The 21495-nt window shown below is 64.5% G+C and carries 19 protein-coding genes and 1 tRNA gene; 10 read left to right on the forward strand and 10 right to left on the reverse strand.

Annotation, left to right across the window (positions count from 1 at the left end):
- Positions 1-4 precede the first annotated feature (4 nt).
- Both AXW67_RS21005 and AXW67_RS21010 read right to left on the reverse strand, forming a co-directional pair.
- Entirely contained in the window at positions 5-946 is a 942-nt protein-coding gene (locus AXW67_RS21005; RefSeq protein ID WP_027552459.1) for an ABC transporter permease, read from the reverse strand.
- Between the two features lie 170 nt (positions 947-1116).
- Positions 1117-2247, reverse strand: coding sequence for a M20/M25/M40 family metallo-hydrolase (locus AXW67_RS21010; protein WP_063679373.1), 1131 nt, complete (start codon positions 2245-2247; stop codon positions 1117-1119).
- Between the two features lie 264 nt (positions 2248-2511).
- Between AXW67_RS21010 and AXW67_RS21015 the strand changes: the two genes are divergently transcribed.
- Together AXW67_RS21015 and AXW67_RS21020 are read left to right on the forward strand one after the other, a co-directional pair.
- Positions 2512-4119: an ABC transporter substrate-binding protein gene (locus tag AXW67_RS21015; RefSeq protein ID WP_063679374.1), complete on the forward strand. Its 1608-nt coding sequence runs from the start codon at positions 2512-2514 to the stop codon at positions 4117-4119.
- A gap of 230 nt (positions 4120-4349) precedes the next feature.
- Positions 4350-5945: a glycosyltransferase family 39 protein gene (locus AXW67_RS21020; RefSeq protein ID WP_245315653.1), complete on the forward strand. Its 1596-nt coding sequence runs from the start codon at positions 4350-4352 to the stop codon at positions 5943-5945.
- 9 nt (positions 5946-5954) lie between these two features.
- Here AXW67_RS21020 and AXW67_RS43255 read toward each other — a convergent pair whose 3' ends face one another.
- From AXW67_RS43255 to AXW67_RS21030, 3 genes are all read right to left on the reverse strand, one after another.
- The gene (locus tag AXW67_RS43255) at positions 5955-6095 is read right to left on the reverse strand and encodes a hypothetical protein (RefSeq protein WP_198024719.1); all 141 of its coding nucleotides are present in this window, start codon (positions 6093-6095) and stop codon (positions 5955-5957) included.
- A 126-nt stretch (positions 6096-6221) separates the two neighbouring features.
- Positions 6222-7490, reverse strand: a complete 1269-nt coding sequence (locus tag AXW67_RS21025; RefSeq protein ID WP_063679376.1) for a multidrug effflux MFS transporter — start codon at positions 7488-7490, stop codon at positions 6222-6224.
- A gap of 133 nt (positions 7491-7623) precedes the next feature.
- Entirely contained in the window at positions 7624-8199 is a 576-nt protein-coding gene (locus AXW67_RS21030; RefSeq protein ID WP_063679401.1) for a TetR/AcrR family transcriptional regulator, read from the reverse strand.
- 103 nt (positions 8200-8302) lie between these two features.
- On the opposite strand from AXW67_RS21030, the gene AXW67_RS21035 reads away from it, so the two are divergent.
- The 3 genes from AXW67_RS21035 (at position 8303) to AXW67_RS21045 (ending at position 12066) form a co-directional block, all read left to right on the forward strand.
- Positions 8303-9082 carry a crotonase/enoyl-CoA hydratase family protein gene (locus tag AXW67_RS21035; protein ID WP_027552453.1) on the forward strand — a complete coding sequence of 260 codons (780 nt, stop codon included), beginning with the start codon at positions 8303-8305 and terminating at the stop codon, positions 9080-9082.
- 204 nt (positions 9083-9286) lie between these two features.
- Positions 9287-10612: a hypothetical protein gene (locus tag AXW67_RS21040; RefSeq protein WP_063679377.1), complete on the forward strand. Its 1326-nt coding sequence runs from the start codon at positions 9287-9289 to the stop codon at positions 10610-10612.
- On the forward strand, positions 10609-12066 hold the full coding sequence (locus AXW67_RS21045) for a glycosyltransferase 87 family protein (protein ID WP_063679378.1): 1458 nt from the start codon (positions 10609-10611) through the stop codon (positions 12064-12066). Before AXW67_RS21040 ends, AXW67_RS21045 begins: the two co-directional genes overlap by 4 nt.
- Here the strand turns inward: AXW67_RS21045 and AXW67_RS21050 are convergent.
- Both AXW67_RS21050 and AXW67_RS21055 read right to left on the reverse strand, forming a co-directional pair.
- Positions 12008-13801: a vanadium-dependent haloperoxidase gene (locus tag AXW67_RS21050; RefSeq protein WP_063679379.1), complete on the reverse strand. Its 1794-nt coding sequence runs from the start codon at positions 13799-13801 to the stop codon at positions 12008-12010. The two genes, AXW67_RS21045 and AXW67_RS21050, sit on opposite strands and share 59 nt — an antisense overlap.
- Positions 13802-14292: 491 nt before the next feature.
- A tRNA-Leu gene (locus tag AXW67_RS21055) sits at positions 14293-14381 on the reverse strand.
- A 174-nt stretch (positions 14382-14555) separates the two neighbouring features.
- Between AXW67_RS21055 and AXW67_RS21060 the strand changes: the two genes are divergently transcribed.
- Positions 14556-14981, forward strand: coding sequence for a hypothetical protein (locus tag AXW67_RS21060; protein WP_063679380.1), 426 nt, complete (start codon positions 14556-14558; stop codon positions 14979-14981).
- 22 nt (positions 14982-15003) lie between these two features.
- Here the strand turns inward: AXW67_RS21060 and AXW67_RS21065 are convergent, their stop codons facing one another.
- Together AXW67_RS21065 and AXW67_RS21070 are read right to left on the reverse strand one after the other, a co-directional pair.
- Complete coding sequence (locus tag AXW67_RS21065; protein ID WP_063679381.1) at positions 15004-16206, reverse strand: FAD-dependent monooxygenase; 1203 nt, start codon at positions 16204-16206, stop codon at positions 15004-15006.
- Between the two features lie 18 nt (positions 16207-16224).
- Complete coding sequence (locus AXW67_RS21070; protein ID WP_027552448.1) at positions 16225-16470, reverse strand: zinc-finger domain-containing protein; 246 nt, start codon at positions 16468-16470, stop codon at positions 16225-16227.
- A 290-nt stretch (positions 16471-16760) separates the two neighbouring features.
- Between AXW67_RS21070 and AXW67_RS21075 the strand changes: the two genes are divergently transcribed.
- A complete protein-coding gene (locus AXW67_RS21075) occupies positions 16761-17897 on the forward strand; it encodes a hypothetical protein (RefSeq protein ID WP_063679382.1) in 1137 nt (378 codons plus the stop codon).
- 36 nt (positions 17898-17933) lie between these two features.
- Entirely contained in the window at positions 17934-18689 is a 756-nt protein-coding gene (locus AXW67_RS21080) for an alpha/beta fold hydrolase (protein ID WP_063679383.1), read from the forward strand.
- On the opposite strand, the gene AXW67_RS21085 is transcribed toward AXW67_RS21080, so the two are convergent.
- Positions 18675-20051 (reverse strand): hypothetical protein, encoded by a 1377-nt coding sequence (locus AXW67_RS21085; protein ID WP_063679384.1) that lies wholly within the window; start codon positions 20049-20051, stop codon positions 18675-18677. The genes AXW67_RS21080 and AXW67_RS21085 overlap by 15 nt on opposite strands.
- A gap of 275 nt (positions 20052-20326) precedes the next feature.
- Here AXW67_RS21085 and cysE point away from each other — a divergent pair, with 275 nt between their 5' ends.
- Both cysE and AXW67_RS21095 read left to right on the forward strand, forming a co-directional pair.
- Entirely contained in the window at positions 20327-21151 is an 825-nt protein-coding gene (cysE, locus tag AXW67_RS21090) for a serine O-acetyltransferase (RefSeq protein WP_027552444.1), read from the forward strand.
- A 121-nt stretch (positions 21152-21272) separates the two neighbouring features.
- On the forward strand, positions 21273-21491 hold the full coding sequence (locus tag AXW67_RS21095) for a DUF3126 family protein (RefSeq protein WP_007602550.1): 219 nt from the start codon (positions 21273-21275) through the stop codon (positions 21489-21491).
- Positions 21492-21495 lie beyond the last annotated feature (4 nt).

The raw sequence follows: 21495 nt of genomic DNA on the forward strand, positions 1-21495 counted from the left end.
TGCCTCAGTAACGGATCCGCGGATCGAGCAGGGTGTAGGCGACGTCGATCAGGAGATTGACGACGACGTAGATCAGCGACGTCAGCAGGATCATCGCCTGGATCACCGGATAGTCGCGCGCCAGCACCGCATCGACGGTGAGGCGGCCGATGCCGGGGATGTTGAACACGCTCTCGGTGACGACGACGCCGGAGATCAGAAGCGCAAAGCCGGTGCCGATCACGGTGATGACCGGCACAGCGGCGTTGCGCAGCGCGTGCCGCATCATCACCGCGACCTCGCTGATGCCCTTTGCGCGCGCGGTCCGCACGTAATCCTCGCCGAGCACGTCCAGCATCGCCGCGCGCGTCATGCGCGCGATCAGGGCGATATAGATGAAGGACAGCGCACAGGTCGGCAGGATGATGCGTTCGAAGAACGGTCCGAAGCCGGCGCTGATGCTCTTGAAGCCCTGCACCGGCACCCAGCGCAGGTCGATGGCGAAGATCTCGATCAGGATGTAGCCGACCACGAACACCGGTACGGAGAAGCCGAGTACCGACAGCCCCATCACGAAGCGGTCGATCCAGGTGCCGTGCTTCCAGGCCGCGATCACCCCCAGAGGAACGGCGACGATGACGGCAAGGATGATGGTCGATAATGCGATCGAGATCGACGGCTCGACGCGCTGGCTGATCATCTTCAGCACCGGCAGGTTGGAGATCAGCGATGTCCCGAGATCGCCATGCAGCAGCTTGTTCACCCAGGTGATGAACTGCACGATCAGGGGCTCGTTGAGGCCGAGCGAAGTGCGGATGCGTTCCAGCCGTTCCGGCGTGGCGTTGTCGCCGGCGAGGATCGCGGCGGGATCACCGGGGGTGAGCCGGAGCAGGAGGAAGACAAACAGCGCCACCACGCCCATCACGGGCACGGCGGCGAAAATTCTGCGAACGAGATATCCGAGCAAGTTGGATCCGTCAGATTGGAGTCAAACCGTGGCACCGCTCTTGGCAGGTTGCCACCAGCGTAACATTTGAGCAATTCCCGTGCCATCAGGGCCACAGTTTTTGCAGTGCGGCCAAAGCGTTTTAAGGGTGCGAGTTCTGTTCCGCGCCCCGGAATGACGGAGTCTAGAAATCAATCCAGCGTCGCCAGCAGCCCCGCCATCAGGCGGCCGCGTTCGACCAGGCTGTCGACCTCGATGTACTCGTCCAGCGTGTGCCCGTTGCCACCACGCACGCCCAGGCCGTCGAGCGTGGGGATCCCCATCGCGCCGGTGAAGTTGCCGTCGGAGCCGCCGCCGGCGCTCGCATGCGGCAATTCGGCGCCGAGCGCCTTGGCGATACCGCGCGCCTTCTCGTAGAGCGCCATGGTGCCGGCATCGGGTTCCCACACCGGCCGCGTCACGCCGCGCGTCACCTTGAAGGTGACATCATTGGTTGTACCTGCCAACGCCAGCATCTTCTCGACGCCGCGGTCGAGATCGGCCTGGCGCTTGGCCATCGAGAGCGCTTCGCCGGTGCAGGTCGTGGCGACGCAGTTGACCCATTGTCCGCCATGCACGACGCCGACCGAGAAGGTGCAGTCGTCGGTCGTCATCGCGTCGATGGCGAGGATCTGCCGCGCCATCTCGCGGATCGCCGAGCGTCCGGCCGACAGTGTTGCGCCGGCATGGCTCGGCCGGCCGGTGGCTTCCAGATTGAAGCGCGCGATCGCATAGCGACCGGTGGTCACGCCGTTGTCGGCGCGGCCGGGCTCCGGCACCAGCACGTATTTGTTGCGCGCAGCCTCGGCCTCAATGATGTCGCGAGTCGAGGGCGTGCCGACTTCCTCGTCAGGCGTGAACAGCACGGTGACCGGCAGCGGGGTTGTGAAGGAGGCGCGCATCAGCTGCCGGATCGCCTCCAGCGAAAGGTAATTGCCGCCCTTCATGTCGTAGATGCCGGGGCCGTAGCACCTGGCGCCCTCGCGCCGCCACTTCAGCTTCTCGATGGTGCCGACGGGATGGACGGTATCCATGTGCCCGGCGATCAGGATGCCCGGCTCGCCCTGCCTGGGATGCGGGAAGCGCGCGCGGATCACGCCGCCAAAGCCCTGCCGGCCGGCGATGCGCTCGATGGTCGCACCCATGATCGCCATATCCCGCGCTGCGATATCGAGCATGCGGTTCACGGCATTCGCATCCCACGTCGGGCTTTCGCATTCCACCCAGCCGCGCAGGCCCTGGAGCATGGCTTCGGAATCGAAGGGAAGATTGGCTGGATTCATCGGGATCTCTCACTTCAAAGATGGAACGCGCATTGCATCAGCGCGGGAGGGATGAGCGAACAGAGTTGTAGAGCCAAACCGAAGCTTGTGGAGCCCGTGCGTGCGCCGCCATGGCTTGCAGCGAAACCGGATTGACGCGCTGAAGGCTGTCTGCAAGTCTCGAAAAGATAAAGGCATTGCATGAGGTTAGTTCGCCCAAAGAACGATCCGAATGCTCAACCAATAACCTGCCTTTGAACAGTTTCACGTCAGGAGAAACTTTCCATGTTCCACTTGATGCGCCGGGGGTATCGCGCGTTCACCTCCAAACTTGCGCTGTCGGTCGTCGCGCTTTCGACGGCGCTGGCTTCGCCAGCGCTTGCGGCCGGCAAGACCATCACGGCGGTGATGCATTCCGACCTCCGCATCATCGATCCGATCTTCACGACCGCCTACATCGCGCGCGACCATGGCTACATGGTCTACGACACGCTGATCGCGACGGATTCGAATTTCAAGATCCAGCCGCAGATGGCGGACTGGAAGATCTCCGACGACAAGCTCACCTACACCTTCACGCTGCGCGACGGCCTGAAGTGGCATGACGGCGCGCCGGTGACGGCGGAAGATTGCGTCGCCTCGCTGAAACGCTGGGCTGCGGTCGACGGCATGGGCCAGAAGCTCTGGGACTTCACCGCGAGCCTGGAAGCAACCGATGCCAAGACCATTACGCTGAAGCTCAAGGAGCCCTACGGCCTCGTGCTCGAGTCGATCGGCAAGCCGTCCTCGCGGGTGGCCTTCATGATGCCGAAGCGTCTCGCCGAGACGCCGCCGGACAAGCAGATTCCCGAACAGATCGGCTCCGGCCCCTTCAAGTTCGTGCAGGGCGAATTCCAGCCCGGCGTGAAGGCGGTCTACGTCAAGAACGCCGATTACGTGCCGCGCAAGGAGCCGGCGAGCTGGACCGCCGGTGGCAAGGTGGTGAAGGTCGACCGCGTCGAATGGATCACCATGCCGGACGCGCAGACCGCTGTGAACGCGCTGCAATCGGGCGACATCGACTTCATGGAAGTGCCGCCGTGGGACCTGCTGCCGGTTCTTGAAGGCAATTCGGACCTCAAGGTCGAAGTGCTGAACAAGTTCGGCTACCAGACGCTCGGCCGCATGAACTTCCTCTATCCGCCCTTCGACAATCCGAAGATCCGTCGCGCGGCGCTGCTGGCGATGAACCAGAAGGACGTGCTCGACGCTCTCGTCGGCAATCCCAAATACTACAAGATCTGCGGCGCCTTCTTCATCTGCGACACGCCATTCGCGACCGACGTCGGCTCCGAATCGCTGGTCAAGGGCAACGGCATGGCGGAAGCCAAGAAGCAGCTCGCCGAATCCGGCTATGACGGCACGCCCGTCGTGGTCATGGTGCCCGGCGACGTCGTGACGCTGAAGGCGCAGCCGACGGTCGCGGTCCAGTTGCTCCGCGAGGCCGGCTTCAAAGTCGACGCGCAGGCGACCGACTGGCAGACGGTGGTGAGCCGCCGCGCCAGCCAGAAGCCTCCGAAGGAGGGCGGCTGGAACATGTTCTTCACCAATTGGGTCAGCGCCGACGTCTCCAACCCGATCGCCAATCTCTCGATCGGCGGCCAGGGCAAGAAGGGCTGGTTCGGCTGGGCGGAAGATCCCAAGATCGAGCAGCTCAAGGACGCCTTCGTCCGTGCCGCTTCGCTCGACGATCAGAAGAAGATCGCGGCGGAGATCCAGAAGGAAGCCTATGACCAGGTGATCTACATCCCGCTCGGCCAGTATCTGGCGCCGAGCGCGTGGCGGAAGTCGCTCACCGGCGTGCTCGACGGCCCGGCCACGCCGATCTTCTGGAACATCGACAAGACGGAGTAAGGGAAGGGCGCCTCCTGCCCTTTCGTCTCGATCAGGACACGGCGCCGCTGCCACCAGCGGCGCCGTCGTCGTTTGCGGTCCCGGTTCGGCTGAAACGGCGGGAAATTTTAACTCTTCCAATTTCTAGTTGTTGCTATTTGTTTCTATCCTGAAATAAATGTGCCGTCTTCGCGCATCACTTTCCTTCCCTCCATTTGGTTCACGTGCCAATCGATTTTGCATTCCAGGCGATGGCCGAACGGTCGGATCGCTCGCCTGCACCGTGGCGCCGGCCTTTCCTGCGCTGGCTCGACGCCGTCGAGACGGGCTGGGCCGTGCCGCTTCTTTTGGTCTGTTTCGTCGCGATCTGGACGCTCTATCTGGTCATCGCCTATGCCGGCGGCGGCCTGCATCCCGACACGCTCGAAGCCTGGACGCTGGGGCGGAATTTCGCGTGGGGCTATCACAAGCATCCGCCGCTGATGGGCTGGGTGGCCGCGGCCTGGACTTCCGTCTTTCCGCCGAGCGACTGGTCGCTGCAACTGATGGCGATGGCGAATGCGGGGCTTGCGCTGTTTTTCGTCGACCTCGTCTCGCGGCAGTTCGTGACCGGGCACAAGCGCATCCTGGTGCTGCTGCTGCTGATGCTGACACCGGCCTATCAATTCCACGCCCAGCGCTTCAACGCCAATTCGGTGCTGCTCGCGACTTGGCCGCTGGCGACCTGGTGTTTCCTGCGTGCGTTCGAGACCCGCACGGTGCTCTGGGCCGTTGCCGCAGGGTGCACGACGGCACTGGCGATGGTCGGCAAATATTATTCCATCTTCCTCGTCACGAGCTTTGCATTCGCAGCTCTGGCTCATCCAGCGCGACGCGCTTACTTCACCTCCGCCTCGCCCTGGATATCGATCGTCTCCGGGCTCGCTGTCCTGTCGCCGCACATCTACTGGCTCGCAACGACCGGCGCCTCGACTTTCACCTATGCGATGACCCACGCCAATCGCGATGCCGTGATTTCGCTCGCCGACAACGTGGATTTCCTGCTGGGGCTGGCGGCGGCCATGAGCGTGTCGGCGGTGCTCTGGGTGTTCATCGCGGGCAGGCGGCTGAGACAATTTCCGGCCGACTTCGCCGCGATGAGCCTGGGCTTGCGCCTTCTCTTCTACGTCGCGATCGGCACGATCGTGCTTCCGGTGCTGACATCGCTGGCGATGAGGACGGATCTGCCGTCACTGTGGGCGCTGCAGGGGCTGTTCCTGTTTGCCGTGCTCGTGGTCTGCGGCACGCGTTATCCGATTGAGCGGTTCTACACCGTCAACCTTACGCTCACGACGGCCGGTGTCGCGCTCACCGCCGTACTGGTCGCTGCGCCGATCCACGCCGTCTACCGCAACACCCATGGCTACGAAGAGGACCGGAACTTGTACGCGCAGGCAGCGAACGAGCTGACGCGTCAATGGCGTGAATTGACCGGCGAGCCGCTCAGCGCCGTCAGTGGCGACGATTCGCTGGCCTTCGCGACGGCGTTCTACAGCCCGGACCACCCGTACTACGCGCGGCCCTTCGCGTATCAATACACCTGGGGTCTGCCGCACAAGACGACGCTGGACCGCGGCTGGGCCGCGCTCTGTTTCCGTGACCAAGCCAATTGCGGCGACTGGATGGACGGGGTGTCCGCGCGTGCCGGGGACTTCGTCAGGCGTGAGTTCACCGTGCAGGCCACGCTGTGGGGCAAGCCCGGCGTCAGGCGCGAAGTGGTCGTGCTGATGGTGCCGCCGCGTAAGGGCGGCACGAACCCGGAGAGCGCTGCCGATGATTTCAGTGCCAGCAGGCGCGGGGCGGACTAGAGTGCGCGCTCAGCAGTGACTGTCGCGCACCTGCTCGAGTCCTTCGCTCGCGAAGGGCGGGGTGAAAACGGCCTGCTCGGTGCCCGACCCCGAACGCTCGGCTTTCGTTCGTTCAGAGGTGTCGTGGTCTTCGTTGCGTTCAAGTTCCATTGAGCCGACCTTTTTGATTGCTGCAGGACAACATCGAGCGCGCGGGGAAGTTCCGCGCGCCGTTGGCCGGTGAAACATCCGTCCCTTTTCCACTCCTTTGCTTGCAAACGCCGCGCGGCGCGCGGCTCAGGCGCCCTGGTCCTGACCGGCTGCGCTCCTGCGATGCGGCCTGAACAGCCGTCCCTTCTCGACGATCAGCACGATCGCGAGCGAAAACAGCGTCGACAGGAAGAAGCCGGTCGAGAACGGCAGCAGCGTGCCGTCAAAACTCTGGCCGATGACCATTCCGACGACGATGCCGATCAAGGTCGTGATCGAGCCGTAGAGCGAGGACGCGGTGCCGGCGATATGGCCCTGCGGCTCCATCGCGAGCGCCGTGAAGTTGGCGACCATCATGCCGAACGAGAACATCATCAGCGCCGACAGCGCCATGAACAGCCACAGCGGCAATGCATCGAGGCTCACCGCGAGCAGCATCACGCCCGAGACCGCCGCATAGAGCGTCAGGGCGCCGTGCGAGATCACGCGCATTCCGAGGCTGCCGACGAGCCGCGCGTTGAGGAAGGCGGCAATCGCGGTGCCGGCCGCAATCGCGGCGAAGGCGAGGGGGAAATAGTGGCCGAGGTGATAGATGCCGGTGAAGACCTGCTGGGCCGAGAAGACGAAGGCGAACAGCGCGCCGATGACGCTGCCCGCGGCGGTCGCGTAGCCGATGGTCTGGCGGTTGGTGACGGTCTGGCGGAACGCGGCGAGCACTTCGCTTGGTGCGAGCGACCTGCGCTCGGAGGCGGGCAGGGTTTCCGGCAGCCGCAGCACGCTCCAGGCCAGCGCCAGCAATCCGTAGAGCATCAGCACGACGAAGATGCCGCGCCACTCGGTCACCAGCAGCACCGCCTGTCCGAATGACGGCGCGATCACGGGCACGGCGATGAACACCATCATGGCGAGCGACATCACGCTCGCCATGCGGCGGCCGACATAGCAGTCGCGCACGATCGAGGTCGCGATCACGCGCGTCGCCGAGGTGCCGAGCCCTTGCAGCGCGCGGGCCAGCAGCAGCGTCTCGAAGGAGGGCGCGGCGACCGCCAGCACGCTCGCCACCGCATAGACGGCCATGCCGCCGAGCAGCACCGGCCGCCGGCCGAAACGGTCGGACAACGGCCCCATGACGAACTGGCCGACGCCAAAGCCGATCAGGAAGGTCGACAGCACGAGCTGCAGATGGTTGGCGACGGGAATATGGAAGGCCGCCCCGATGTTGGGCAGCGCCGGCAGCATCATGTCCATCGCAAGCGGATTCAGCGCCATGATGGACGCGATCACGATGACGAATTCGGGAAAACCCATCGGACGGTGTCCCGAGGACACCCAACTGTCGGCATTGACGTCGGACAAGGAAGCTTACCTCTGATTTCAGAGGTGGTTGTATCGGGAATGCTGCGCTGCACAACCCATGTTTCGGGATGGGTGGTAGGCAGGTGGACAACAAATGGTGAGCAGGCGCCAGCCATCGCATCTGCCCAGGCAATCAGCGTTGCGCGCCCTCCACGAGGCTCCGCGCCATCTGTCCCGCTGCCTCCACGTAATCGAGGTCGCGGTGGATCAGCATCACGGTCGTCGCGCCGTCGAGCAGGATCACGATCTGGCGCGCCAGGGCCGCGGCGCCGGGGATGTCCTCGCTGCGCAATTCCGTCTCGAGCCAGGCCTCGAAACGCTTCTTGTGCGCCGCGCCGGCCTTCACCGCCGGGTGGGCAGGCGTGTTGGCGAGTTCGGCAATGGTGCGCAGGAAGCCGCAGCCGCGCCATCGCGGCGTATCCACTGATCTGCCGAGCTTGATGAAGAGGCCGCGAACCTTGTCCGCCGCGCTTCCGGCGGTTTCCGCGAACCAGCGCCTGTAGAGGTCCAGCGTCGGCTGGTCCCGGGCCGCGATGGTGGCGGCGACGAGCTCGTCCTTGCTGGTGAAGTGATAATAGAGCGTCTTCTTGGTGACGCCGGCCTTCTCGGCGACCGCATCCATGCTCACCGCCTTGATGCCCTGGCCATAGAACAGCCGGGTCGCTGCAACGACGATCTGCTCCCGCGTCTTGTCACCGTCCCTGGGCATGGCGGTCAAAGTATACTGTCTAGTGAGTATACACAACGGCGCCGTTGTGGCTGATTGCCGGCGCCGCCGCGGCGGCTTGTTCGATCTAGAAGGAGCCTCCCACATGTCCGAATTGATTCTGTCGGAAACCCGGGGCGCCATCGCGCTCGTCACCCTGAACCGCCCGAACAAGCTCAATGCGCTGAGCTACGCGCTGATCGATCGGCTGATGGCGATCCTCGACCGCATCGAGGACGACGCGGGAATTCGTGCCGTCGTGCTGACGGGGGCGGGCGAGCGCGCCTTCTCCGCAGGGGCCGACATCGCAGAATTCTCCGAGAGCATCAAGGACGGGCCGGATGCGGCGGTGAAGGCGTTCGTCCGGCGCGGGCAGGGGATGACCGCGCGCATGGAAGCGTTTCCAAAGCCGATCATCGCCGCCGTCAACGGCCTCGCTTTCGGTGGCGGCTGCGAGATCACCGAAGCGGTGCATCTCGCCGTCGCCAGCGACCGAGCGATGTTCGCCAAGCCCGAGATCAACATCGGCATCACGCCGACATTCGGCGGCACGCAGCGCCTGCCACGGCTCGCGGGCCGGAAGACCGCGCTGGAGTACCTGCTGACGGGCGATCCGTTTCCGCCGCAACGCGCCTACGAGATGGGATTGGTCAACCGCATCGTGCCGCATCACCTGCTTCTCGAGACCGCCTTCGAAATGGCGGACCGCATCACGCGGCATTCGCGCCTTGCGGTCGCCCGGGTCATCACGGCCGTCACGCGAGGCCTGAATACGTCGATCGCCGAGGGCCTCGCCATCGAGGGTGAGCAGTTTGCGCGCATGGCGGCGACATCCGACACCCGCGAAGCGCTTGACGCCTGGTTGGCCGCCCGTTCGGCGAGATAGCGCCGCCAAACGGCGATCGCGCTGGCCGTCCGGCCTCGCCGTGGAAACCAGGGATTCACCATGCCGGCCTAAAGCTGGGCGTCCGGCGGAGCCTGTTCGACGGGCAGGATGAATCGGAAACGCATCCTCTTCATTGTGGCAGCTCGCTCATGAGGCGCGGCGTCGGCTGCGCCAAGCCAAACAGGACAGGCAAGGTCTCCGAAGGTGTCTGATGTCTCCGGTGCAGCACGATGGTTCGGACCGTCGGCGGATCTCGGCGCGCCGCCGCACGCGACCTGGCTTGCCTGCCTGATCGCGCTGGTCGCGCTTCTTGTGCTCGGCAATCTCGCCAACGACACCACGCTCGATGTGAAATACGGCTGGGATGTCCGCGTGAATTGCGCGGCGGTCGATGCCCATGTCGAAGGGCTCGATCCCTATTTCGTCCGGAACCTGAAGGGCACCAGGCTCTCCTATCCCTATCTGCCGGTGACGCTGGACGCCTTCCGTCCGTTCTGCGCGCGCGGTTTTCTCGTCGGTCACTACAGGAGCGTCTATCTCGTCCTCGCCGTGCTCTGCGGCCTGCTGCTGCCGGGCCTGCGCGGAACGCGCGCGAGCCCGCGCGACGTTGCGCTCAGGGTTCTCTGTGCGCTCGGTGCGTTCGTCGGCTTCGAATGGGTGGCAGCCTCCGGGAATTTTGCGGTTCTGAGCGGCGTGCTCACCGCGGTCGCGCTGGCGCTGCTGCTTCGTCCCGGTGCGCCTGACGTGCGCGATGATCAGGGCTTCGTCGCGCGCCTCGCGGGTGCTGCACTGCTCGGTCTCGTCATGTCGTTCAAGCTGGTGTTCTGTCCCGTGCTTGCGGCGCTCTATTTCCTGCCGCTGCCGCGCCGCCGGAAAATCATTCTGATTGCGGTCGCGGGCTTCAGCTTTGCATTGCCGATTCTGATCTCGATGCTGTTTTATCCGGACCTGTTTTCGAGCTGGCTGCTTGCGATCAAGGGACAGATTCCCAACCAGCACTCGGTCTATCTCGAGGAAACCAACCCGTCGCTGCTCCTGCTGGCGCGGAGCGTGATGGACAAGGTCGGGCTCGCCGACAGCCAGCCGGTCGTGTTCGCGACCTATGGGCTTGCTGCCCTCGCACTCCTGCTGGCACCGTTTGCCGTGTCGCTATTGCGCGCGATCGGGAAGGCTGGAGACGAATCGTTCCTGACGCGGCTCGATCGCTGGCTGATGGATCATCCGCATGCGGCCATGCGCGTCACCGTGCTCGCAATGTACGCCTTCTATCTCTGCTCGCCGCGGCTCAAGGAATACGCCTTCTTCGAGCTGGCGCTCTACGCCGCCGTCCTCATCGTCGACCTTCCGGCGGCAATGCTCGCGGCCATGCTGACCGTCGCCATCGCCATTCCAACGCTGGCCTCGATCACGGGGAATGCGTTCGTCGACAGCTTTGGCCAGATCGCGGTCGCGATTCTCTGCTTCTGGATCCTGCTGCTGGACTTTCGCGCAGTGCCGAAGCGGCTCGCGCAGGAGGGCTCGCGTCCATGACCGGTCGCGTCGCAGCCTCTTCCACTGAGGCGGGGGCAGGGCCGCGCGCGGCCGATGCGCTGGAAACGGTCTGGCTGACCCGCTTCATCGCGGCCGTGGCGCTTCTCGTCGCCGTGGGCCTTGCGATCGATCTCGGCGCCACTAAAAATTTCGGCTGGGACGCGCACGTGAACTGCGCGGCGGTGGACGCCCATCTCGTGGGCCTCGATCCCTATTTCGTCAAGAACCTGAGGGACACAGAGCTCTCCTATCCCTACCTGCCGGTCACGCTGGACGCCTTCCGGCCGCTCTGCGCGGGCGGGTTTCTCGTTGGGCATTACAGGAGCATCTATCTCGTCCTCGCCGTGCTCTGTGCGCTTCTGCTGCCCGGCCTCGGCAACGGCCGTCCGGGCCCGCATGACATCGCGCTCAGAGTGGTTTTCGCGTTCGGCGGTTTCCTCGGCTTCGAATGGATCATGGCGACCGGCAATTTTGCCGTGCTGAGTGGTCTGCTCACGGCGACAGCGCTGGCGCTGCTGTTGCGCTCGGCGCGGTCCGAAGGAGAGGGCGCGTTCCTGCCGTTGCTTGCAGGCGCAGCCGTGCTCGGCCTCGTCACCTCGTTCAAGCTGGTGTTCTTCCCGGTCCTTGCCGCGCTCTATTTCCTGCCGCAGAAGCGGCATCGCAAGCTGATCCTGATCGCGGTGGCGGCCGCCATGTTCGCCCTGCCGATCCTGATCTCGGCGACGCTTTACGCAAGCCTGTTTCCGAGCTGGCTCAGCGCGATCTCGGGCCAGATCCCCGGTCAGCATGCGCCGGGGAACGAGGTCAATCCGTCGCTGCTGTTCCTGGCGCTCACGCTCGCCGACCATTTCGCGCTCGCCGGCAGCAAGCCGGTCGTCGCCGTGCTCTATGCGTTCGCCGCCGTCACATTCGTGCTCGCGCCGCTCGCCGTATCGGTGTGGCGCATGGTCCGCGCCGAGAACCCGTCCGCGAAGGGCTCCCCACTGGCGATGCTCGACCGCTGGCTGATCGATCATCCGGGTATGGCGAAGCGTATCACCGTGCTCGCGATGTACGCGCTCTATCTCTGCGCGCCCCGGCTGAAGGAGTATGCCTTCTTCGAGCTGGCGCTCTATGCCGCCGTCCTCGTCGTCGACCTTCCCGCAGCCGCGCTCGCGGCCGTGCTGACGGTCGCCATCGTCGCACCGACGTTGGCCTCGATCTCCGGCAATGCCTTCATGGGCGGCTTCGGCCAACTCGCAACTGCGCTCGTCTGCTTCTGGATCCTGCTGCCGCGCCGGTCTGCGCCGTCAGATCTCGTGGTGCGGGCAGCCGGGGTCGAACCGGCACAGCGCTTGCGCACCGCTGCGCAGGAGCACACCAGTACTCACGCGCAACACCGTTCGGACACCTCTACTACTTTGCCGATGCCAAAACCTGCTTCGGTTGGAATGCATTATTGTAAACGTGCGTAGCAATCTGGTTGCCCATCGCGATGCCGACATCAGCATCAAACTGCCAGTGAATGCCTAGGTAGATGCGGCTCCGACCGTTCTCCTTCTCTGCTTCGGCAAACGATTTGAACGTCTTCTTGATCAGCGGTCGCGGAGTTGTGTCTCCCGGACCAAAATTGCGGCCGTTGTATTCGTCGGAAATAAATTCAAACCGCTCATTGCTGCCGTTCGTGGCCCAGTAAGCACGCAAGGCCTGGAACAGTGCTCCACCAAACACCGCGTGACCAGAAGGGAAAGCGGGAAACGGTGGGGTCAGGTTGCGGCCATCCGTAGCGCCGTTTGAGACCGGTGCACCGAGGGGAGTCCAGTGTTGGTCGACGATACCTTCCGGGCTGCTGTCTGCTGCAACTGCTCGGATGTAGGTGACCGGGCGAGCAAGCCTGAAGGCAAACTTGGCGTCCCAGGCGGAAATGCCGGCGTCGGCCATTGCGACGTTCACAAGTGCGAGCAGCCTTGCCATGTCGGCGACCTTCCTGACTGGCTTTTCGTGCAGGGCAATGGAGGTTGTGACCTCGTTGTAAAGCCGGGGTGGGGCGCAAAGCAGAGCGGTGGCATCATAGGCCCAAAAATTGCCGATCACCGTCTGGTCGTTGTTGCGCGTTGTCGGAGTGGTGTAGCGGGGCGCCACTAGGTTCGGGCGAGAGTCTCCACCGAACTTCTTCACGTCTTTGTAGGCATTGATGAACTGGGCGGAGGTCTTGCTCGGCTCCCTGCTTGGTCGGAAAGAATCCGCCGCGCGCATCACGAACGGCTTCACGTGCATCCAGTTGCCGCCCAGGGCCAAGCCATTGAGCGGATGGAAAGGCTCGGGCTGCCAGCGGGTCGCGTCACCTGCTGGGAATTGGCTGGCGTTTGGCTCTGGTTCAGACGATCCATCGCTGAAGGTCGAGACCTTCGTCTTCTGGGTAGCGGCCTCGTCATACCCGCGATCGTCAAGAACCGCCTTGGCTGCTGCCTTTCCCAGGTCGTAGCCAAGTTTGTGCGTCGCGTCGAACTTGGTGGGATCCGTGCCAATGCCGAAGCTCTGGAAGGAGAGAGATTGGGCAAGGTCAACAAAATCGGCCTTGCGCGGGTACAGGGCGACCAACACGTCATGGGCTGCTTGGGTGATCGCCGTGTCGACATGGACGGACGTCGATGTGAGCTTCGCGCGAGTAATGTCCGGATAGGTTTTCTTGAGCGCCGCAACGATCTTGTCCTGCAAGTCGTGGTAGCTCTCGTATTTGTCGTCCACGGCATTGACCGCCTCGAACATGGCAAGGTGGACCATTGCCAAGACGCGGCTGGTTCTGTGCGGGCCAAACTGCTCATGCCCGTTTTGGTCTGGGCTCGCCAGCAGGGTGTGGTCAATCGCGGTCATGTCCAGGGAATGCAGATTCCAGAGGAGCAGGGTCCCCAGTTCGGGAGCCTGAGACTTCATCGCCTTTATGCCCGGATCGTTCTGGAGGTACTGCTTGTAGGCTTCGGGCGTTGACCCCGGTAGCGCGGAGCGCTTGGTCTGGGCTTCTAGAAGGAAATCAAGCTCCTTCTGCGCGGCTTGGCTTTTGGCCGCACGCGCGGGATCGAGCCGGTAAACGTCCGCAAGCGACTTCCGCTGGTCTTCAGAGAGCGAGGATTGAGCGGTAGCCAAACAGGTGAGCGAAATGAGCGAAAGAATGGTCGCTCCGAGGAGGCGACCCCTGTGGGCGATGAGCATGAGAATTCTCCAATGAAAAAGCACTCGTTCAAATCGGCGACAAAGCCCGCAACTTGAACGTCATAGAAGTAAAAAATACAGTGGGAGGATGATTCTAGTTGAGGTTGCCGTTTGTCAATACCTTTTCCCAAACCATTCGCACGGAATGACCGAGAAGCTCGTTGCTGTAGGAGCCAGTCACCCGATCACGGCCTGACGGGACAGGGAACGGAGGGTAAGCGGCGGGGGCAGGCTCCGACTGAGGGACCGGAATTTACGGTGACAGTGCTGGACTGCACTGGAATCCGATTAGCGGCTGATCTTCCCGACGTTCGACGTTTGGCTACAATGCGAGTCGGTTCGATGCTGCCGAAAGTCAGGGCTGGTGGCTGCGCCTCTCCGGCGGGCGCGCAGTCGCGGTAGAGGCGGCTGTCCTGCGGCGGACCAGCCGCGGCCGCGTTGCGACGAAATAGTGGTCATGTGCGTTGTCGCGAAACGACCACGATAACCGGTGGTGCGGGCAGCCGGGGTCGAACCGGCACAGCGCTTGCGCACCGAGGGATTTTAAGTCCCTTGCGTCTACCAATTCCGCCATGCCCGCTTGATCCAACGAGATCAAACACTTAAGTCCCTGTCCGGCCGTCTGGAATTGGCGTATCGCATGGCCGGGTGGGTGGTTCTTCCTTAAGCGAGGTGGCCGCGCAAGGCAAAGCCTCAATCCGGACATCTGTTGTTGCTTTAGGCATTCTCAATCCAAGGGGACTATTCATCCGGCATGTCTGCTTCGCTCCCAAATCGCCTGCGCGCCTGCGTCGCGCTCGCCGCGCTGCTCGCGGCCGGCCTCGCGCTGGCCGGCTGCGCCGGCATGAGCGACACGGTCTCTCCGGCCTTCGCCGACCCCGGCAAGTACGAATTGTATGATTGCAAGCAGCTCGAGACCGAGCGGAAATCGCTCGCGCGTCGTGCCGCCGAATTGCAGGGGCTGATGAACAAGGCGGAGACCGGCGCCGGCGGCGCGGTCGTGTCCGAGCTCGCCTATCGCAACGACTACATCGCCGTGCGCGGCCAGTCGCATTTTGCGGAGGAGGCCTGGCAACGCAGCAAGTGCCGGGAAACGCCGCCGGACGCCACGCCGACCCCGTCTGGTCCGCAGCGGCCCGTCATCAAGCCCGCTCCGAACCGCAATAGCGCGGTTCGCTGAGACGCGGCGGCGCGCGCCGTCCTCAGGGACGCCAGCCGTAGATCCAGTCCTGACGCGCCAGCATGCGCTCCGGCCCGAGCGCGCGGATCGCAAGATCGCGCGCGATCGCGAGCGGGCCGGTGAAATGATAGATCCGGCCCTGCTGCCGCGCGGTCCGTTGCACCTTCTGGACGCGGGCCTGGCGCGCCCGCCCGTAACTCTTCAGCGCCGCGGCGACGCCGGCCGCGCTCTCGGTGGTATCGCCAGTCAAATGCCGGGCGAGCACGGCGGCATCCTCGATCGCCATGCCGGCGCCCTGGGCCGCGAACGGCAGCATCGCGTGCACGGCGTCGCCGAGCAGCGCAATCGGGCCTTTGCTCCAGCCGCAGCCCTCGGGCACGCCGAACAGCGCCCATTTGCGCCAGCTATCGACCGCGCCGAGCATCATCCGCGCAGACGACGGCCAGCGTGACCCGGCGAAGGCATCCATCACCTCGAGCGGATCGCCGGGCGTGCTCCAGCCCGGCCTGTTCCACGTTCCCGGCAGCACGGCGACCACGTTGATCTGACGTCCGCCGGCGATCGGATAGGCGACGAGGTGGGCATTCGGGCCCATCCAAAGCTGAACCCGGCGCGCGGTGTACTCCCTGGGGAGCTGCGTCGCCTCGAAGGTGCCGCGCCAGGCGATCAGCCCGGAGAAGCGCGGCTGGACCTCGGGAAACAGCTGCTTGCGCACCGTCGACCAGACGCCGTCGGCCCCGATCAGCGCGCTCGCCAGATCGCTGCGGCGGATCGTGCCGCTGCGATGGACGATGGTCAGTCCCTTGGCGTGGGGCGCCACGTCCTCGAAGGTCGCGCCCAGCTTCAGCTCGATATCCGGATGCTCGGAGACCGCTCCGGCGAGGGCCGATTGCAGATCGGCACGGTGCACCACCCAATAGGGGGCGCCGGCGCGCGCCGAGGCAACTGCGCCAAGCGGCATGCGCAGCAATTCGCCGCCGGCGCGCGCGCTCATGATGCAGACCGCCTCCGGGGTCACGGCGCGCGGCTTCAGGCGATCCTCAAGGCCGAGTTCGACCAGCACGCGGCTCGCATTGGGTGAGAGCTGCAGGCCGGCGCCGACTTCTTCGAGCCGCTCGGTCTTTTCCAGCACGACAACGCGGAAGCCCCTGGCCGCGAGCGCAAGCGCTGCGGTCAATCCTCCGATTCCGGCTCCGGCAATGACAATTGTTCGGGAAAGGGCCACCCTGACCGATGAGACCGGTCAGGCCACCCTGTCCTTCAGGACGCATTCCGGCGGGCGGGCCTCGCCGGCCTTCAGGTCGGTCGCGAGGCGGTACAGCGTCGAGCAATACGGGCAGATGATCTCGTTGTCGTTGCCGAGGTCGAGGAAGACGTGCGGATGATCGAACGGAGGGTTGGCGCCCACGCACATGAACTCTTGCGAGCCGATCTCGATGACGGGGACGCCGGCATCGTTATGGAAGTGCGGGACGACATGGTCGGACATCGTAGTTCATCCTGGAGTGGCAACGGTCGCGGACACAATCACTGGTGACGCAGCGTCTTTGAACGCGGCGGACCATACTGGGGGGTGCAGATGATTGCTAGTCCAGCGGAACCGAATGTTCGCAACTACCCCATGCTCATTTGCTCATGCAAATTCGACACAATCTTGTCGCCCCGGAGAAGCCCTTCTTTCGTCGGGGACGTTGTGTCGCAAATCTGGCATACTATTTCTGTGGACGGGCACAATTCCGACGAAAGACGAACGATCAGGCGAGCGATCAGGCTGTGCGCATGAGGTGGCTACGAATCAGCACTGCTTTGACCGGCATCGCGGCGTGCGGCTTCATGCTCGCGCAGGTGGCGCCGCATGCCCGCGAGGCCGGCGCGATTCTGGCCGCCCAGGACGATCCGGCCGTGCTGTCCGAACTCAAGCTCAACGAGCTTCTGCGGCAGAACGACCGCCTGGTGCAGGACAACATCGAAGCCGCGCTCGCAGCCGGCGACGCCGATCTTGCCAATAGCTTCGTCGAGCTGGCGCGGGACCGCAACATCGCGCTCTCCGACGACGTCCTGAACCGGGTGAGCGACGCAGTCAGGGACGAGAGTTCCACCACGCATTTCGCAAAACGGTTTGCAACCGGCCTCGTCACCGGCAGCGCCGACGATGTCGCGAGCCTGTCGGGGACGGTGGCCGGCGATCTCCTCGTGATCGGCGACATCAGGGACGTCGTGCGCGAGGGCAAGCACCTCGCCATGGGCGAGGAGACCGATCGTCTCGTGCTCGGGCTCGCCGCCGCGGGCCTTGCCGTGACGGCCGCGACCTACGTGTCTGTCGGCGGAGTGGCGCCGGTGCGCGCCGGGCTGACGCTGGTCAAGGATGCCCGCAAGGTGAGGCGGCTCGGCGAAGGGCTCGCCGCATGGGCCGGCCGGTCCGCGCGCGAAGTCGTCGACACGCCGATGCTCCAAAACGCTGTCGCTTCCGGCTCGGTGCTGCGACCGGGCGAGACCGTGAGCGCGATCAAGGCCGCGTTCCGCGCCGAGAAGGCCGGGGCGCTGGTCCGGCTCGGCAAGGACGTCACGCGCGTTGCCGAAAAGACCGGCGCGCGCGGCGCCATGGACAGCTTGCGCATCGCCGAAGGCCCGAAGGATGTGGCGCGCGCGGCGCGCCTTGCGGAAGCGCAAGGCGGCAAGACGCGCGCGATCATGAAGCTGCTCGGCCGCGGCGCACTGCTGCTCGCCGGCGGCGCGTTCGATCTCGCACTCTGGCTGTTCGGCGCGGCAATGACGTTGTTTGGGCTGTTGTCCTCGATCAAGGCGACGACGGAGCGTCTGACCCAGGCCTGGTGCGATCGCAGGCGGGCGCGGAGGTTGCGCCAGGCGCAGGCCGCCGCGGAGACAGCTCTAGCGAGCACGGCCCTCAAGGCCTAAGATCAATCTTATCCCCCACAAGACGCGGAATATGCGATGCCGAGCTTCCACAACGGCGCAGTCGAAATTGCCTATCTCGACGAAGGCGAGGGCGATCCGATCTTCCTGCTGCACGGCTTTGCCTCGAGCAAGAACGTGAATTGGGTCTATCCGACCTGGGTCTCCGAGCTGCGCAAGAACGGCCGCCGCGTGATCGCGCTCGACAATCGCGGCCATGGCGAAAGCGCTAAGCTCTACGAACCCGCGCAATATTCGATACCGACCATGGCCGGCGACGTGCTCGCGCTGATGGATCATCTCGCCATCCCGCAGGCCGACATCATGGGCTACTCGATGGGTGGGCGGATGACGGCCTGGCTCGGGCTCAACGAGCCGCAGCGGCTGCGTTCGGCGATCCTCGGCGGCATCGGCATCGGCGGCCTGATCGAGGGCACCGGGCCCGGCGAGAACGTGGCCAAGGCGCTGGAGGCGGCCTTGCTTGACGACGTCACCGACCCTGTGGGGCGTACCTTCCGCGCCTTCGCCGATCAGACCCGCTCCGACCGGCGGGCGCTCGCCGCCTGCCTGCGCGGCACTCGCGAGCTCATGACCAGGGACGAAGCCGCGCGGATCGATGTGCCCGTGCTGATCGCGGTCGGCAGCAATGACGAGGTCGCAGGCTCGGCCAGCGCGCTCGGCGCGATCATCGCCGGCTCGGAAGTGCTCGACATTCCGAACCGCGATCACATGCGCGCGGTCGGCGACAAGGTCTACAAGACCGGCGTGCTCGATTTCCTCTCACGCCGCGGCTGAGGTGTCGTCCGCCGGCTCGTCGTCGCCGAAATGGCGCGACAGCGCCATCAGCACCACGAAGGTCGCAAGCCACACCATCCGCGCGCCGTAGCGGTCGTGCGGGCCCGAGATCACGCCGCAGATGAAGGCGTTGCCGAGCAGGGCCAGCGTCACGGTCGCGCCCAGCAGCGTCAGGTCGTCGAGCCGGCGGTTCGCCAGTGCGTGCGCGAGCAGGCCGAGCAGCGCCAGCATCGAGAGCAGCGCGACCGGCACGTGCAGCCAGTTGACGTATTCGAAGTCGACGCCCCAATGCTGCTGGCGCGCGGCGCGCATCGGCGCAATCTGCGCCGGGATGTAGCGCTCGATGATGCCGTAGGCGTGGGGAATCCAGCCATTGGTGCCTTCGCCGGTCGCCACATGCAGCATTTGCTGGCCCAGCGCTCTCAGGGCTGCGCCGGCCTGCCAGGCCGGATAGTCGGCGAGCGAATGCACGACGATGTAGCTCATCTCGTCGTTCATCCCTTCGAACCGGCCGAGCGTGTTGAACATGCTCTTGCCCCACAGGAACTCGTCGGCGGTCGCCGGCAGCTCGTTGCGATAGGGACAGAGCTTGAAATTTTCACGCGGGCAGTGGTCGCCCAGAAAGCGCGCGACGATGCCGTCCTGCATCATGCGGCCGAAGGCGACGCCATAGCCGCCGGGCGTCCAGGCCCAATTGCCCGACAGCGCATGGTTGACCGACACCAGCATCAGGCCGCCCACGACGAGCGTGAGGCTTGCCTGCGCCAGTCCCGCGAGCGGAAGGCGGGGCCCAAGCAACGGCCGCGCCAGCCAGCCGATGGCGCAGAGCCCGAGCAGCACGCCGAGCGTGGCGCTGTGGGTCGCGGCGGCAAAGGCGGTGAATCCGAACAGGAAAAGTCTTTCCAGGCCCGAAATCCGGCTTGCTCCGACGATCAGAAGGAACAGCGACAGCACCGACAGCCCGGCGAAGATGTCGGTGAGCAGCATGCTGGCAAGCCAGGGCAGGGCGGTCGACAGAATCAGGAGCAGGCTGATCGCGACGAAGCGGAACGTCTGCATCAGGCCGAGCACGCGCAGCGTCAGCTGCAACAGCCACAGCGCCGCCAGCGACTGGGCGGCGAGGTTGATCCAGAAGCCAAAGCTCTCGCCGGAGTGCAGATAGAGTCCGAACACGGTGGAGCGGCTGGGGACGAGATAGCCCTCGTACCAGCGCGCGAGATAGCCGCCAGTATCCCATTGGAGCAGGGGATAGCCGTTCCAGAACGCCGGCGCGATCATGAGGAGGGGCAGCGCCACCGCGGCCAGCCGGAGCCAAAACGACCCCGCGGCGCGGGCGCGCAATATGTCGGTGGTGATGCTCAAGGACTCTCCCCGGTCGGACGGACCATGCCCGCAATAACCGTTGAGGCGGAATTCACCAATAGTTTGACGCGGCCCGGCTTGAATTTGGCGAAACTCTGACCACTTTGAGCCAACCTTGCCGCCTGGGGCGTCAGAATAAAGTATTGTGATTCAATGCTTTGGTAGGCTTTTGCAGGTCAAGGCACTGTTCACTCTCAGGCAAGCCCGTCAGGACTTTGTCGCCTAAGCTGTGCTATAGACCGGTCAAAACGAGCCAATTCGAAAGAGCAGATCCCATGGCAGTGCATCAGGTCAATCCGGGAGGAAAGCTCGCATCCCTCGATCCGATCTGGGATCGAATCCGGAGCGAAGCCGAGGACATCGTGCATCGCGAGCCGGAGCTTGCGACCTTCATCTATTCGACGGTGCTGCATCATAGCCGCCTCGAGGATTCGGTGGTGCACCGTCTCGCCGACCGGCTCGATCATTCCGCGCTCTCGGGCGATCTCGTGCGCCAGACCTATGACGAAGCGCTGCGCGACGATCCCGATCTCGGCAATGCGTTTCGCGCCGACCTCGTTGCCGTCTACGACCGCGATCCCGCGACCGCACGCTTCATCGATCCCTTGCTCTACTTCAAGGGCTTCCACGCGATCCAGACCCATCGCCTCGCGCACTGGCTCTGGCTGAAGGGCCGCAAGGATTTCGCGTTCTATCTCCAGAGCCGCGCCTCGGCGGTGTTCCAGACCGACATCAATCCCGCCGCGCGCATCGGCCGCGGCATCTTCCTCGACCACGCCACCGGCTTCGTCTGCGGCGAGACCGCTGTGATCGAGGACGACGTCTCGATCCTGCACGGCGTCACGCTCGGTGGCACCGGCAAGGAGAACGAGGACCGACATCCAAAAATCCGTCACGGCGTCATGATCGGCGCGGGCGCAAAAATCCTCGGCAACATCGAGGTCGGGCATTGCGCGCGCATCGCCGCGGGCTCGGTCGTGGTGAAGCCGGTGCCGCACAACGTCACGGTCGCCGGCGTTCCCGCCAAGATCGTCGGCGAGGCCGGCTGCGCCGAGCCGTCGCGCACCATGGATCAGATGATCAACGCGATGGGACTCTGATGTCGCGCGGGGCGGATTTTTTCCGCCCCGATCGTCCCCAAAATTCTCGGGAATTCATGCTGGCGGTTCGTCGCGTCTCGTCCTAAAACCCGCCAACCCAGATTTCGATTGGAGACTTGCCGTGGACGTCAAAGAAGTGAGGAAGCTCGACGCGTATCTGAAGCGCGTATTCGGCAATCCCAAGATTCGCGTCGTGCCGCGTCCGAAGAAGGACGACTCCGCCGAGGTCTATATCGGCGAGGAGTTCATCGGCGTGCTCTTCGTCGATGACGAGGACGATGATCGCTCGTTCCAGTTCCAGATGGCGATCCTCGAGGACGATCTCGTCGACCAGGAATAGAGCC

Origin of the sequence: Bradyrhizobium neotropicale, from assembly GCF_001641695.1 — a bacterium.
GTDB classification, from domain to species: Bacteria; Pseudomonadota; Alphaproteobacteria; order Rhizobiales; family Xanthobacteraceae; genus Bradyrhizobium; species Bradyrhizobium neotropicale.